Below are 14,353 nucleotides of genomic sequence, written 5' to 3'. Positions count from 1 at the left end.
TCAAGCGGGTGCCTCCGTTTTTTCACTTCGTTCCGGTACCTGAGTCGGGTCTTCGAAGACCCGGCTCAACGCGGCCAACGCACCGCCGGTTCGCGCGGCGGTGAAACCCAGTTCCGAGCCGACCACGCGGACCGTCGCGGCCTCGGCCACCACAGCCCGTGCGGCCACCTCGATCCTGGCGGGCTCGATCAGCCAGTCCGGCAGAGCCGCGAAATAGCCGCCGAGTACCACGACGGCCGGGCTCAGCACGTTGACCACAATGGACACTCCGACGCCGAGCGCGGCGCCGATCTGGTGCAGGGCGCCGAGCGTGCGCTGATCACCGTGCTCGGCCCGGGATCGGATGAGCGACATCCGTTCCTCGATCGGCCTGCCGGGATCGGAAACCGGATCGCCGGGCGCGGCCAGTGCGTGGAACAACGCGGCCAGCCCGACCTGGGTCTCCCAGCAGCCGCGCCGACCGCACGAGCACTGCGGGCCCATCGGGTCCATGGACATGTGGCCGACTTCGCCCGCGTACCCGATCGAGCCGCGGACAAGGCGTCCACCGGCGATCACGCCGGCGCCGATGCCGAAGTCGCCCGTGACATAGACAAGGTCGGCCGTGCCGCGCATGCCACCGGCCTCGAACTCGGCGGTCGCGGACAAGTTGGCGTCGTTGTCGACGGAGATCTTGTCGAGCGGGAAACCAAGCCGCCCAGCCAGGCCGTCAGCGAGGGGCACCTCGCGCCAGCGCAGCCTCGGGGCAAGCCGGACGACGCCACGGCCGGTGTCCACCAAGCCAGGCACCGACACGGTGATGCCTGCCGGATAGGCACCCATGACCTCGGCGAGTTCCTTGCCAGCGACCTCGGCGAGCTTGTCGATGGTCCGATCGACACCCGCGGACAGAACGTCGAACGGCACTTGCCGGTCAGCGACCACATTGCCCGCGGTGTCCACGGAGGTCGCGGCGAGATGGTCGACCCCGATCTCGAGGCCGACGCCACGGACACCGTCCGTGTCCAATTCGACGATCTGTCCGGGCCTGCCCTGCCCGCCCGCGGCAACCCCACCCGCGCGGACAAGCCTTCTCGATGTCAGTTCGGCCACCAATGTGGACACGGTCGCCTTGCTCAGACCAGACAGAACCGCCAACTGCGCCCTGGAAAGGCCACCCTGCTCTCTGAGCACGCGGATGACCCACGCGAGGTTTGCCCTGCGCAATGCGGCGCGGTCGGTCGGCTGCTCCGGCATGACCGGCACACCAGCTCCACTTCGTTGGGTAACTAGCCGAACTAAGGTGCCCTAGCTCACACGTAACCCTGGATTCTGGGGTACTTGTATCGCAATCCGCCAAAAGTACTAATACTTCTGGCGACCTTTTGCTCAGCTCCGACAAAAGTGGGGCGAGTCTAGCGTGAAGTAACGCGGAGTTGAACCCTTTGTTCACCGTGTGATGGAAGTGATGCGCGGAGGACAGAAAGCACCCGGACCAAGCCAGCACGCGGGTGCTTCTCCACAGAGATCGAAAGGGATCGACCGGGCGACCGCACCCTTGGCTATCGGCGCCACGAGCGGAGCTCTGGAGCCCACCACCCCTTGTGGGTGACAACGGCCGCCCCACCCCAGCATCGCGCCAGGTCAACCCTCGTGAGTGGTTATGCGTGTTCTAACCCGCATAACCACTCACGAGGGTTGACCTGGGCATCTCGGATCTGGGGTGCGGCGGCGTTGCCCTATCGGACATGGCACCACGCCGGAAGGGCTCCCCTGACACCGGTTCAGGCTCCTTTATAGGTACCTTTTGCACCTGTGGTGGCGAGTCATGTCGAGCAGGCCCTGAGCTATCTTGATCAAGCCCAAGGCAGTACGGACCTCGACGTGGTCGACGCCGCCGTCGACATGTGCCGCCAGGTCGCGGACTCCGTCCCGCACGACGACGTCGACCGGCCGGTGTACCTGCACAATCTCAGCCTCGCCCTGCGGCTGAGGTTCGAGCGCGCTGGCACGACCGACGACCTCGAGCACGCGATCGCGATGAGCCGCACGGTGCTGGAGACCGCGACCGGCGGCGATCCCAACATCAGCGCGTACCGCCACAACCTGGGGATGTCCCTGTGGTTGCGGTTCGGCCGCAGCAACCGGCGCGAAGACCTCGCCGAGGCGATCGGGATCGCCCGCCGCGGCATGGCAGGCGGCGAACCCGGCCGGACGCTGTGCCTGACCGTCCTTGGGCTCGCTCTGTACAGCCGTTACAAGGTGTCGGGCAGCAAGCCGGATCTGGACGAGGCGATCAGCCTGATCAGGTCCGCGGTCAGCCAGCCCGCACTGCTGTCCACCCTCAGCACCGCGTTGCTGGCCCGCTTCGAATCCAGCGCCGACCCGGCTGACCTCGACGAAGCCATCGCCGCGGGCCTGACCGCGACGGACGCGTACCCGCACGGCCATCCCGAGTGGGTCCAGGCCGTGTCCGGTTTGTGTACGTCTTTCCGGGTTCGCTTCGAGCACGCCCGCAACAGGTCCGATTTGGACCGTTCCATTGGCTACGGAAGGGCCGCGGTCGACGCCCGGCCCAGCGCGTCGACACTCGGCGATCTCGCGGTGGCGCTGCAGACCCTCTACAACGCGACGGGGCTGCCCGCGGATCTGCAGGCCGCGCTGGACACCGCGCAGGCGGCGGTCGAGGTCGCGACGCAGGACGACCCGGCACGGGCCGAGCACCTCTATACCTTGGGATCCGCGTTGATGAGCCGGTATGAGCTGGTCAACGTACCCACTGACCTCGATGAAGCGATCGGCCTGATCCGCTCGGCCGCGGGCGCCGCCCGTAACGACCGGGCGCGGATGCTGGCGCATCTGATGGGCGCGTTGCAGATCCGCTTCGAGCGCACCGGCGCGCTGGCCGACCTGGACGAAGCGATCGCGACCGGCTGGGAAGCCGTGGCCACCACGAAGGCCAACCACCAGCACCTCAGCAACCTGGCGCAGGCGTTGCTGCGCCGATACGGCCGGACCGGCACGCAGCCCGACCTGGACCAAGCCCTCACCCTCGCCGGGGAAGCGCACGCGGTCGTCCCGCTGACCGAGCGCGCCAACGTGTCCAATGTGGTCGGTCAGGTGCTGCTCGCCCGGTACGAACGGTCCGGCTCGACCGCCGATCTCGACGGCGCGATCAGCGCTTTTCGTGGCGCGGCCAGCCCTTCGCTCGGCCCTGCGTTGCTGGAACGGTATCGGCTGCGCGGAATCCGGGCCGACCTGACCGAGGCGCTCGCGATCGCCGAGGACAACGCCGATCCGCACAACGCGCAGTCCCTGGTCGACCTGGCACAGGTGCTGCGTGAGACCTCGGACCTCGACGAGGTGATCTCGTTCAGCCGAGCCGCCGTGCAGGCGACCGTGGACGACGACATCGAGCTCGCCTTAAGACTCTCCGACCTGGGTTACCTGCTACTAGAAGCGGACGAACAGGACGAAGCGTTCACGCGGTTCGTCGAATCCGCCTCGGTCCCGCTGGCTCTGCCGTCCATTGTGGTCGATTCATGTTGGGCAGCTGGCTCGTTGATCGCCGATTCAAGCCCAGGCCGTGCCGCGAACCTCATGGAAACGGCGGTCCGCGTGGCCGCTTTGTCGCCGACACAGCCAGATGACCTCACGGTCGAAGCCGCCGCGCTAGCGTTGGCCGCGGGATCGCCAAGCCGCGCGTTGAGCATCCTGGAGCTGGGCCACGGCGGCCGCCTCAGCCAAACCCTCGGCACGCGCGGTGACGTTGTCGACCTGCGCGCCGAGTACCCGGACTTCGCCAGGCAGTTCATCGACCTTCGTGACCAGCTCAGCTTGCCGACCGACCCGTCGTCCGCCGTACACCGCGCCAGCCTCGCCGCGTCCTTCGACGCGACACTGGACGCGATCCGCGCGTTGCCGGGCTTCGAGGCTTTCCTGCTGCCGGTAGAAGTCGATCTTTCGGCCGCGTTGGACGGACCGATCGCGGTGCTGAACGTCAGCAGGTACCGCAGCGACGCCATCCTGGTCACGACCGCGGGCATCACGTCGATTCCCCTGCCCCACCTGACGCCACGCGCGGTCGCGGCCCGTGTCGCGGAGTTCCACGCCGCGGTGGAATCGTCCAACCAGGAACACCTGCACGCGATCCTCGAGTGGCTGTGGGACGTCGCCGCCGCGCCGGTGGTTGAGGCGTTGGGGTTCGTGGACACGCCGCGGGCGGGCTGGCCACGGATGTGGTGGGTCGCCCACGGCCCGTTGAACCTGCTGCCGCTGCACGCCGCCGGATACCACTACTCTCACGGCCGATCCGTGCTCGACCGCGTGATTTCCTCGTACACACCGACAATCCAAGCCCTCGGCCACGCCAGGGACTACTCACTGCCGGTCCCGGTGTCCGGCGCGCTCGTCGTGGCCAACCTCCCGCACGCCATGCCCGAAGCCGACGCCGTCCGCCAGCACGTCCCCAACTCGACGTTACTGATCAACACGGAAGGCTCACCGCCAGCGCATTGGCCAACCCGCGGCAATGTCCTGTCCCACATAGACAATTGCGCGATCGTCCACTTCGCCTGTCAGGGCACGGGAACCTCGCTGCTGCTCGACGACGCGCCGCTGCGAATCGCCAGCCTCGTCCCGGTGCAGCTGACCCGCGCGCGCCTGGCGTACCTCTCGGCATGCCGCACGCCCGCGATCTCCGCCGACCCGATCCACCTCCCGACAGCATTCCAACTCGCCGGGTATCCGCACGTGGTCGGCACATTGTGGGAGGTCACGGACTCGGTGACGTCGTTCATCGCCGCGGACTTCTACAGCGACATGGCCACCACAAGCGACTCAGCGCTCGCCCTGCACCAGGCGATCCGCGGGATAAGGACGGACATCCCGCACCTGCCCTCGATGTGGGCAGGCTACTTGCATCACGGCGCCTGAAGGGCTTCGGCGAACCTGTCCGCCCTCAGGACCTGGAATGGCCGCTCGAAGTACGGCCCTGTGCTCGGGTCCAGCGGCTCGGTCAGCTTCAGGTCGTTGTGCAGTTCAGCGACCTTTGTATACGCCGCCGCCAGGTGGCTCCCGCGTTCGCCCCAGGTTGCCGCCGTCAGCACTTTGCGGAAGTCGATGTCGAGCGGGAGCTGGGCGAACGCGCTACCCAACCACTTGGCGTACGGCGGATAGCGGCGATGCATGAGCAGGCAGAGCTTCATCAAGAGCCTCACCTGCCGTGCCGCGACCACGGCTGAGCCCACCTCGTCGCCCACTTCCCCGCAGCGCCCGACAAAGGCTTCCTTTTTGGCGATCAGCCGCCAATGCCTGGCCAGGATCTGACGCCAGATGTGGTCCGGGTACCAATCGAGCTTCTGCCGTGCGCGGTCGAGTTCGTCGAGGCCGTCGTGGAAAACCGCTCCCCCGGTCACTTCGGCCAGGGTCTGGGTCGAGGTCGTAACCCGAGCACCTCGGAGCCTTCGCCGATCCGAGCAGCGGTATGCAAGTACTTGCGTACCAACGGTTCCACGGCCTCGACATAGAAGCGCCGTGACAGCTCAAGCCCTTTGACGAACATGATCCCGCATCGTGCCTGTCCCGCTTGGCTGAGGCGACCGATTTACGTGAGCGCCCAGAACAGCATCCCGCCGACCCACGCGCCGACCAGCACACCGGCGATGACCTGCCCGGTCGTGTGATCACCGAGCACCACCCGCGACCACCCGACCAAAGCAACCAGAAGGCCGACCAGGGCAAACCATGGCCCGAACGTCACCACGAGGACGACCATCGCCCCGCCGGCGACACCGGAATGCATCGAGACCTTCCACGACAGTCCAAACGTGATCCCCAGCATCACCAGAAGGCTGACGAACAAGCTGACCGACAACGCCAGCATCTCCCTCGGCGCCCCACCGAAGCCCAGGATCAGCCAACCGCTGCCGACCGAGACGATCGTGGCCAGGAATGGCACGAGCCGGTGTTCCCGGATGGTGACGTGGTGGCTGTCGTACTTGCCTTGCTTGACGCCGCGCAGGACGACAGCCATCGGGATCAACGACCCAGTGACTCCGACGACCGCACCCCACACCAGCGTTTCGCCGACGTCACGGGTCGCCTGCGCGGCGACCACGAACGGCAAGCCGAAAACCCAGATCCACGGCGCCAGTAATTCGGTCACCAGCCGGGCCTGTCTCGTGTTCAAACCTTCTCCCCCACGGCGGTGTCGCTCATCGCGCGCTTCGCTCCGGGGCGAGCGGGAAGTGCGTGGACCAGTCAGTACTGAATTCGATCGCAAGTGAGGTTCAATGTAACTGTGACCGTGCAAGCCGCAGCCGATACGCCTCGGGTCGAGACCAGGCAGCAGTCCCAGTTGCTCGCCCTGCTGCGCGATGAAGGCCCGCTGGCCAAAGTCGAACTGGGTGAGCGTCTCGAGCTGCCAAGGGCGAGGCTGGCCACCGAGATCGCGAAGCTGTTCGAATGGAACCTCGTGGAGTCCGGCGGGCCAGCGGCCAGCCGTGGCGGGCGGCGGTCCACCCTCGTAAAACTAGCCGATGACCTGCGGTTTCTCGCCGCCGATATCGGTGCGACGTCGGTCGGGGTCGCGGTCACGGACGCTCGCTGCGAGGTCCTGGCGCACATCGTCGAGGACTACGACATCCGTAAGGGCCCGGTGTCGGTGCTCGAACGGCTGACCCAGCTGTCCGGCAAGGTTCTCGGCGAGGTGACCGGGCGGGTGATCGGCGCCGGTGTCGGCCTGCCGGGTCCGGTCAGTTTCCGTGACGGTATGCCGGTCGCGCCGCCGATCATGCCGGGCTGGGACCGTTTCCCGGTCCGTGACCGGCTGGCCAGCGCGTGGGGTTGCCCGGTCACGGTCGACAACGACGTGAACGTGATGGCTCTCGGTGAGCGGCACGCTGGTGTGGCGCGGTCGTTGAACGAACTGATCTTCGTCAAGGTCGGTACCGGTATCGGGTGTGGCATCGTCCTCGGCGGACGGGTCTACCGTGGCGTCGCCGGTACCGCGGGCGACATCGGACATATCAAACTGGACGATTACGGCCCGGCGTGCGCGTGTGGCGAGGTCGGTTGCCTTGAGGCGTACTTCGGCGGTGCGGCGCTGGCGCGTGACGCGTTGACGCTCGCGCGCAGCGGCCGGTCGACGTTCCTCGCCGAGTTGCTCGGGCAGAAGGGCGAACTGTCCGCACGGGACGTGGCGTCGGCCGCGAGTTCCGGTGATTTCGCCGCGGCCAACCTCGTGAGGGAGGGCGGCAGGCGGCTTGGGCACGTGGTCGCGTCGCTGGTCAGCTTCCTGAACCCGGGCATGGTCGTGATCGGCGGCGGTGTCTCGCGCCTCGGCCACCAGCTGCTCGCTGAGGTCCGGAGCGCGGTCTACCGCCGCTCGCTTCCGTTGGCCACCGGCAACTTGCCGATAGTGCTGTCCGAATTGGGCGAGATGGCAGGCGTGATCGGCGCCGCGTGGTCGGCGACCGATCACGCCTTCGCCGCTACCGGGTCAGGAGCAGTGGGCTGAGCTGCTCGCTCGCCGCGGACACGGGGTCGGGTTTGCAGAACATGTCCCGCGCGGGCAGCACGCCGGTCTCAAGGAACCGGTGTGCTTCACGCGTGGCGCATGACGGCGACGACGGGTCGTACGCGCCATGGTTTCCACTGTCGACGGACACCATTTTGGCGCGTTGACCGAGCGCATGCCGCATGCCAAGGGCTCCAACGTAAGGCGTGGCCGGGTCCCGAAGAGTCTGGATGATCAGGACGTTGGCCGGGCCTTTGCTGGTGACCTTCACCGGCGGCTCGACCGGGCCGCGCCCGAACGCGCACGACCACACGTTCGTTCCCATCCCTGCCATCAAGGGAAAAAGCTCGCGGTTGATCGCTACTTCCCTTTGATAGTGCCGCATATCGCGTGGAGCGCCCGCGTCGCCACAGACCACAGCCAACTGCGAGGCTCGCACGTTGTCACCTGGCACGGTGGGGACTTTCGCGGCAAGCCCTGGCGGATAGACGCCGGTGTCCGCGAATATCCAGTACTTGGCGATGTCCGGGAAGAAGAGCGTGTGGTACGACGAGCCGAAAGTGGCTACCCGCAACACGTTTCCGTCGAACCGGCCGAACACCGGGTCGTTGATCGGGTTAGTGTCCAGTTTGGCCAGTAGTGACTCGTATTTCTTACGTACCTCAGCTGGCGTCGCGCCGAACTTGTACGTATCGTCGCGCTCGGCGAACCAACTGGCGATGTCGGCGAACCGCAACTCGAAACCGTGGTCCCACAACGCCCATTGGTCGTGCCAGACCCGGTTGGGGTCCACATTGGAGTCGATGACGAACCGGTCGGACTTGTCCGCGAACATCGTCGCGTACACAGCACCCAAATAGCTGCCATACGAACCGCTGTTGTAGGAGATCTTCTTCTCCCCCAACGCGGACCGGATCCGATCCATATCACGCGCGGTGTTCGCGGTGGTGATGTGCGGCCGGATATCCCCGCCGTGCAGCTCGCAGTCCCGCGACAACGCTTTGCCGAACTCGATGTTCCGCGCGATCGACCCGTCAGTGGACGGGAACGGGAAGTACAGGTCCGGCGGATACCCCTCCATCGGACGACCGCACGTGACCGGCGTGCTGTAGCCGACCCCGCGGGGATCGAAGCCGATCAGGTCGTACCGGTCGAGTATTTCCTGCGGGTAGATCCGGGTGTAGATGGCGGGGAGGTGCAGGCTCGGCCCACCGGGCCCGCCCGCGTTGTGCAGCAACACTCCTCGCCGCTTCTCCGGCTTGGCCGTCGTCAACTTCGAGACCTGGACGTCGATCGTGCGCCCCTTGGGGTTCCGATAGTCCAACGGAACCGGCAAAGTCGCACAGACAAGCCGAGGATCCTCGATCCCGATCAACGACGGCGGGCATTTGCTCCACGTCAGCTCGGGCGCTTTCGGCTCAGCGGAAGCCTGTGGCGCAAGCACGGCCAAGGTCGCTGCCGCCACGGGTAAAAGTAACGTTCTTCGCATTCGTTCACCCCTCATGAAACTGGGTCTGGTTCACAGAACATGTCCCGCGCGGGAAGCACACCCGTTGCCAGGAACCGGTTTGCTTCGCGGATCGCGCAAAGTCGATGACGAACCGATCGGTCTTGTCAGGAAACATCGTCGCGTAGACAGCACCGAGATAACTTCCATACGCCCCACTTGTGTAGGAGATCTTCCGCTCCCACCGCGACGGCCGCGAGCAGCACCGGCAAAGATCTTCGCATCGTTCTCCCCTCGTGGAAAATCCACTGGAAAGCTAGTGCGAAAGCCAGTACTGCCACATCCTTCGCGGGAACGACCCACTGTCATCCCGCAAAGTGACACATAACCCCAGCTAGTCCTTCGTGAGTGGTTAGTCGTGTTCTAACCCTGCTAACCACTCACGAGTGATACAGGTGCGTCGTTGGTGTCGGCTTGCACAAGGTCGGAGTTGATCATCGCGGCCGCGGTCGACCCTTCGGCCGCCGAGCTGATCAAGTTGGCCATCATGTTTCCGACGTTGCCTGCCACCCAGATGCCGTCAACATTGGTCTTGCCAGCAAATCCGGTGAGCGCCGGGTCGTAGCCGAGCGGTTTCAGGAACTCGTCCCGTGCCACGAAGTTCGGCCTCAGAAACACTGCTTCCGTTGGGACGCAACGGCCATCGGTCAGCTCGACGCCGCGCAGCCGGTCGTCCTCGACCAGCAGCCCACTCACCGTGCCCTCGACGATCCGGATGCCTCGCGCTTCCAGCTTCAGCCGTTCCGGGATGTCCTTGGTCGGCGTGACGAAGACGATATCCGACGACCATTGCCGCAGCAGCAACGCGTGATTGGCGTCGTGGAGTACGCCGATCGGCCGATCCGCGAACTCGTATCCATGGCAGTACGGGCAGGCGATCGCGTCCTTGCCCCACCGCTCAGCCAATCCCGGGATGTCGGGCAGTTCGTCGCGCAGACCGGTCGCGACCAAGACCCTGCGCGCCTTGAGTTTCGTGCCGTCGGCAAGGTCCACAGTGAACCCACGGGTGATCGCGGTGACTTCGCCATCGATGAACTCGCCGCCGTATCCTTCCACCTCCTTGCGCCCGAGTGCGTAGAGCTCGCTTGGCGGAACGCCGTCCCTGGTCAGGAAGCCGTGGGAGTGCGCAGCGGGCGCGTTGCGCGGCTGGCCAGAGTCCACAACGAGGACCGATCGGCGGGCCCTGGTCAGCACCAGGGCAGCGTTGAGGCCGGCCACACCGGCCCCGATCACAACGACGTCATAGGTAGTCATACGGCGAGGTTGCCCAGCAGGATGCCATCATGACAACTTTTGTTGCCATTTCTGCAACACTGGGAGCCATGGAACTCGCGGAAACCCTGGCCGAGGTCGGGCCGCGCCTCAAGCGCGTCCGCACCGAACGCGGCGTTACGCTGACCGAGCTCGCGGCGGTCACGGGCATCTCGAAGAGCACGCTGTCCAGGCTCGAGTCGGGCCTGCGAAAACCCAGCCTTGAGCTGCTCCTGCCCATCGCCCAAGCCCACCAGGTGCCGCTCGACGAACTCGTCGGCGCGCCGGAAGTCGGCGACCCGCGCGTCCGCATCGCGCCGCGCCGAATGAAGCAGCACGACGGCAGCTACGTCACCATCCTGCCGCTGACCAAACAGCCAGGCGGCCTGCAGGCGTACAAGATGATCCTGCCCGGGGAGCGCTGCGAGCCGAACATGGTCACCCACGAGGGCTACGAATGGCTGTATGTCCTATCCGGACAGCTCAGGATGTTGTTGGCGGACAAGGACGTGATCCTCAAGACGGGCGAAGCGGCCGAGTTCGACACCCGGCTGCCGCATTGGTTCGGCAGCGCGGACCGGCGCCCGGTCGAAATTCTGAGCCTGTTCGGCAGGCAAGGCGAGAAAATGCACATCCGCGCGAGGCCAAAGCAGTAAAACCCGCACCTCAATGATAATTCCTTTGCCTTGTCGCGGCACATCTTGTGGCGCAATGTACTCGCGAGTAGGTTTATTTTCACGAACCTGAGGAGTGCGATTTTCGACAAGGAGATCGACCCATGCTCAGACCCGCGTCGATCGGCGCGATCGTCCTGACGGCAACGATGCTCGGAGCCGGGACAGCGGCCGCCGATCCAGTGTTCACCTACGACATCACCAAGGGCTCGTCGACAATCAAGAAACTGAACGCGACCCTGCCATTGGGCCCTGGCTGGCTCGTGGCCGACCTCGAAGGAGCGACCGGCCGGTTCACCGCGGACATGCACCTGCCGCCGACGCAGGGCAGCTTCAAGATCTTCGGAGTCTTCCCCACGACCGCGACAGTGACGATGCAGCAGGTCGGAAAGGTAACCGGAACGATAACCGACGGCGCGGTGGCCGCACACGCGGACGTGATCATCCGCCTGACAGAGGTGAAAGCGGTCGGCTTCCCGCTGTTCGTCGGAGACAACTGCCGGACAGGAAAGCCAGCGTCGATAGACCTGAACTCCGAACCCGGCTTCAACCCGCTGGAAGGCGGAGACCTGACGGCGGCGTCGTACACAATTCCGGAATTCACGGACTGCGGCCTGTCAACCCTGGTTCTGAACGGTCTGATCCCAGGACCAGGAAACTCATTGGGACTCACCCTCGCCATCAAGTGGTAGGGTGAAGAAAAGCCTCGTGGACGCCCCCCGACGGCGACCACGAGGCTTTTAACGCGGGACAAGGGAGACGATTTTCCAGCCTCCATTCTGTTTCTCGGCGGTAACACTCAGCGCGGCAGCAGAGCCATTGGTCTTACCGGTATCAACCCGAGTCGCAACCTGATCGAGGAACACGAGAAGCTCGGCCTTATCGCCATCGACCGACTTCACGCCGGTGGTGGTCACGCGGGTAGCCAGGACGAGTTTCTGCGCTGGAGCCTGGGCGCGAACCTGCTCGATCAGCTTGTCGTACTCGCTGACCGCCTGCCCGGCAAGGACGTCGTGCGCGCCGGTCGTGTCGAGATTGTCGTAGCTGAAGGAGAAGATCTTCTCCAACCCGGCCTTGACCTGGCCGTTCACCTCGGTCATGGCCTGGGTGTGGCGGCCAGAGTCAGCGGACTGCGCCTTGACCAGGAAAAACACACCCAAGCCGACCAGTACGGCGGCAGCGATGACGAGGACCCAAGGGAATGCAGACCGAGGTTCGAGGGTTTGAACCTGATGGTGGCCCCGATGCTCTGATGCTTCCGCCTCACCCACAGAGCCATCAAGCCCAGCAGCTCCTCCGCCTCGCTTCACGGCATTTCCTCGGCCATCACTCGCAAGGACATCGCGCCCCGTAGCTCCGACCGCCTCCCGTTCATCCGCCGCGTGACCGTGGGTCACAGGGCCATCAAGCCCGGGAGCTCGGGCCACTTCGCCTTGGCCCGCCGCGTGGCCACCCTCAACCGCGTCCACTTCGCCTTGGCGTTCCGATGCTTGCCGTGCCGTCGGGCGATTCCGGCCAGCGACCTTGGGCCGACGAACCGGTCGCTGTTTCACCCTCATGTCCCTACCTCCACTGCCCGCAATGAGCTGAGCTTCCAGCCGGACTCGGTCCGGCTCAGCCCAGCCTCAAACCTGTTGCGCTTGACCACCGGTTCGCTGCCTGCAGGCGTCACCGTGACCTCGACAGCAGCAATGACCTGGGCGTTCTCCTGGTCGAACTCGGTCACGGCCGCGTCCACAACCTTGCCGACGGTCGTGGACTTGCCTTCCTCAAGGCGCTTGCGGCTGTCATCCCGGCTCTGCCGCAAACTGTCGCGCAACGTCCCGGTCGACGACTCGATCCAGCGGTCCAAGCCTTCATCAACCCGCTGATAGTCCAAAGTGGTCAGATTGGCGATGCCCTGCTCGCCAGCACGCAGCACTTCCTGTCTGGTTTCGGTGTACTCGTCGGCGCTGTCGGTCGCACGCGCCCACTCCCACCCGAACCACCCGGCGAACGCGGCGGCCGCGACCACCAGGACGATGGCGAATACCTTCACCGGACACCTCCAAGAACTTCGATCAGGCTGGTGGGTGCGTTCTGTGAACCACGCACCGAACTCGGATTCCCGCGCGGCAAGGTGCATCGGGCGCCGGTGTTGAACGGCCCCGGATCGACGACCTTGCCCGGCCGATATTGCGTGCCCTCATAGCCAGCACGGCATGGCGGCGGGTTGTTGAAGTTGAGGACCAGCGCTGTGTTCGTCGACCCATCGGACCCGATCACGCGATACCCGTCGCTGACAGCCTTCGGATACGTACCAAGCAATTGCTCGAACGCGTCGCCGCGCATCGCGAAGATCTGCGCGGGCGTCAACAGGTTCGCGAGAATGACGCCAATGCCCGTACCCGATTCTTTGAGCAACCCGCTGACCTCGGCAGAGACTTCAGGCGTCGCTTTGATCAGCTTGCGCAGGTCCCCGTCGGACTTCTTGAGCTGCTCGGCCAGCAGCTGCGCATCCTGGCTGAACCCTTTGATCGACGACGACAGTTCTTGCTGGGTCTGCAGAACCGCACCGCCGTCGTCGATCAGCCGATGCGTCTGCGGCAGGAATTGCTTGGCTGTCTGGACGAACTCGCCTTGGTTGTCCAGCAGGTTCTGCAGGTCGGCGCCTCGACCTCGGAAGGCGTCGCTCATCTCGTCGACGACAGTTTGCAGCGACTCGATCGGCACCGAGGCAATCAAACCGTCCAAATCGGACAGCACGGTCTGCACGGGCATCGGCAGTTGCACGCCGGTGATCACCGTGCCGTTCTTGAGATACGGACCGTCGTCGCGGCGCGGCCTGAGGTCGATGTACTGCTCACCGACCGCGGACCTGTTCGCCACCACCGCCACAAGGTCAGCAGGGATGTCGGGCGCGCCGGGTTCGAGGCGGAGTTCGGCCTCGATGCCGTCATCACTCAGCCGCATCGGCCCGACGCGGCCGACGCGCACACCTCGGTAAGTGACCTCGGAGTTGGTGAAGAGGCCGCCGGACTCCGGCATTTTCGCGGTGACAACCATGCCCCGCCCGCCGAAGAGCTGGTCGAGGCCCGCATAGCTGGCGCCCACATAGCTCACGCCGACAAGGGCGATCACGATGAAGATCGCCACCTGCACCTTGATCCGCCTGGTCAGCACTGCCAGCCTCCGAAATTGTCAGACCCCTCCGGTAACGTGAAATCAAGGGGGTCCCCCCGGGCGAATTGCTGTTGCGGTCAGTGCTGCCCGCTGCTCGAGCATTGAGCCTGGCCTGCGAAGACTCAGCATTGTCGTACCCCTCGGGTAACGTAGAAATCAGGGGGTTCCCCGGGCCGAAATGCCGTTGCGGTCAACGCTGCCCGCTGTCCGAGCATCGGGCCCGGCTCGCGAAAACTCAGCACTGTCGTATCCCTCCGGTAA

Annotated in this window: 12 protein-coding genes and 1 pseudogene; 5 read left to right on the top strand and 8 right to left on the bottom strand. The window is 65.3% G+C overall.

Going from position 1 to position 14,353, the window contains the following annotated elements; translation table 11 throughout:
* Positions 1 to 1,236: an ROK family protein gene (locus LWC34_RS52985; protein ID WP_233734201.1), complete on the bottom strand. Its 1,236-nt coding sequence runs from the start codon at positions 1,234 to 1,236 to the stop codon at positions 1 to 3.
* 558 nt (positions 1,237 to 1,794) lie between these two features.
* On the opposite strand from LWC34_RS52985, the gene LWC34_RS52980 reads away from it, so the two are divergent.
* Positions 1,795 to 4,914: a CHAT domain-containing protein gene (locus tag LWC34_RS52980; protein ID WP_233733986.1), complete on the top strand. Its 3,120-nt coding sequence runs from the start codon at positions 1,795 to 1,797 to the stop codon at positions 4,912 to 4,914.
* On the opposite strand, the pseudogene LWC34_RS52975 reads toward LWC34_RS52980, so the two are convergent.
* Together LWC34_RS52975 and LWC34_RS52970 are read right to left on the bottom strand one after the other, a co-directional pair.
* Positions 4,902 to 5,411 (bottom strand): annotated as a pseudogene (locus LWC34_RS52975) (DUF4037 domain-containing protein); the annotation flags it as partial. The gene LWC34_RS52980 and the pseudogene LWC34_RS52975 overlap by 13 nt on opposite strands.
* Before the next feature lie 173 nt (positions 5,412 to 5,584).
* Positions 5,585 to 6,169, bottom strand: coding sequence for a phosphatase PAP2 family protein (locus tag LWC34_RS52970; RefSeq protein ID WP_233733984.1), 585 nt, complete (start codon positions 6,167 to 6,169; stop codon positions 5,585 to 5,587).
* Positions 6,170 to 6,280: 111 nt separating this feature from the next.
* On the opposite strand from LWC34_RS52970, the gene LWC34_RS52965 reads away from it, so the two are divergent.
* Positions 6,281 to 7,498 (top strand): ROK family transcriptional regulator, encoded by a 1,218-nt coding sequence (locus LWC34_RS52965; RefSeq protein WP_233733983.1) that lies wholly within the window; start codon positions 6,281 to 6,283, stop codon positions 7,496 to 7,498.
* Here the strand turns inward: LWC34_RS52965 and LWC34_RS52960 are convergent.
* Positions 7,473 to 8,987: an alpha/beta hydrolase gene (locus LWC34_RS52960; RefSeq protein WP_233733982.1), complete on the bottom strand. Its 1,515-nt coding sequence runs from the start codon at positions 8,985 to 8,987 to the stop codon at positions 7,473 to 7,475. The genes LWC34_RS52965 and LWC34_RS52960 overlap by 26 nt on opposite strands.
* Before the next feature lie 390 nt (positions 8,988 to 9,377).
* Complete coding sequence (locus LWC34_RS52955; RefSeq protein ID WP_233733981.1) at positions 9,378 to 10,259, bottom strand: NAD(P)/FAD-dependent oxidoreductase; 882 nt, start codon at positions 10,257 to 10,259, stop codon at positions 9,378 to 9,380.
* A gap of 68 nt (positions 10,260 to 10,327) precedes the next feature.
* Between LWC34_RS52955 and LWC34_RS52950 the strand changes: the two genes are divergently transcribed.
* Entirely contained in the window at positions 10,328 to 10,912 is a 585-nt protein-coding gene (locus LWC34_RS52950; RefSeq protein ID WP_233733980.1) for a helix-turn-helix domain-containing protein, read from the top strand.
* A gap of 122 nt (positions 10,913 to 11,034) precedes the next feature.
* Positions 11,035 to 11,622, top strand: coding sequence for a hypothetical protein (locus tag LWC34_RS52945; RefSeq protein WP_233733979.1), 588 nt, complete (start codon positions 11,035 to 11,037; stop codon positions 11,620 to 11,622).
* A gap of 48 nt (positions 11,623 to 11,670) precedes the next feature.
* On the opposite strand, the gene LWC34_RS52940 is transcribed toward LWC34_RS52945, so the two are convergent.
* The gene (locus LWC34_RS52940) at positions 11,671 to 12,030 is read right to left on the bottom strand and encodes an ARC6/PARC6 family protein (RefSeq protein WP_233733977.1); all 360 of its coding nucleotides are present in this window, start codon (positions 12,028 to 12,030) and stop codon (positions 11,671 to 11,673) included.
* A gap of 9 nt (positions 12,031 to 12,039) precedes the next feature.
* Here LWC34_RS52940 and LWC34_RS52935 point away from each other — a divergent pair, with 9 nt between their 5' ends.
* Positions 12,040 to 12,183, top strand: coding sequence for a hypothetical protein (locus LWC34_RS52935; protein ID WP_233733975.1), 144 nt, complete (start codon positions 12,040 to 12,042; stop codon positions 12,181 to 12,183).
* Between the two features lie 302 nt (positions 12,184 to 12,485).
* Here the strand turns inward: LWC34_RS52935 and LWC34_RS52930 are convergent, their stop codons facing one another.
* Both LWC34_RS52930 and LWC34_RS52925 read right to left on the bottom strand, forming a co-directional pair.
* A complete protein-coding gene (locus LWC34_RS52930; protein WP_233733973.1) occupies positions 12,486 to 12,968 on the bottom strand; it encodes an Rv1363c family protein in 483 nt (160 codons plus the stop codon).
* Positions 12,965 to 14,092: an MlaD family protein gene (locus tag LWC34_RS52925; RefSeq protein ID WP_233733971.1), complete on the bottom strand. Its 1,128-nt coding sequence runs from the start codon at positions 14,090 to 14,092 to the stop codon at positions 12,965 to 12,967. Before LWC34_RS52925 ends, LWC34_RS52930 begins: the two co-directional genes overlap by 4 nt.
* Positions 14,093 to 14,353 lie beyond the last annotated feature (261 nt).

Source organism: Kibdelosporangium philippinense (assembly GCF_021390435.2).
Classification (GTDB): Bacteria; Actinomycetota; Actinomycetes; order Mycobacteriales; family Pseudonocardiaceae; genus Kibdelosporangium; species Kibdelosporangium philippinense.
The sequence above is the reverse complement of the archived record's forward strand: the minus strand, read 5'-3'. Positions and strand labels throughout refer to the sequence as shown.

Excerpts from the sequence above, each read along its gene's own strand:
- LWC34_RS52985 (WP_233734201.1), bottom strand. The coding sequence starts at position 1,236 with ATGCCGGAGCAGCCGACCGACCGCGCCGCATTGCGCAGGGCAAACCTC.
- LWC34_RS52960 (WP_233733982.1), bottom strand. The coding sequence starts at position 8,987 with ATGCGAAGAACGTTACTTTTACCCGTGGCGGCAGCGACCTTGGCCGTG.
- LWC34_RS52955 (WP_233733981.1), bottom strand. The coding sequence starts at position 10,259 with ATGACTACCTATGACGTCGTTGTGATCGGGGCCGGTGTGGCCGGCCTC.
- LWC34_RS52950 (WP_233733980.1), top strand. The coding sequence starts at position 10,328 with ATGGAACTCGCGGAAACCCTGGCCGAGGTCGGGCCGCGCCTCAAGCGC.
- LWC34_RS52945 (WP_233733979.1), top strand. The coding sequence starts at position 11,035 with ATGCTCAGACCCGCGTCGATCGGCGCGATCGTCCTGACGGCAACGATG.
- LWC34_RS52940 (WP_233733977.1), bottom strand. The coding sequence starts at position 12,030 with ATGACCGAGGTGAACGGCCAGGTCAAGGCCGGGTTGGAGAAGATCTTC.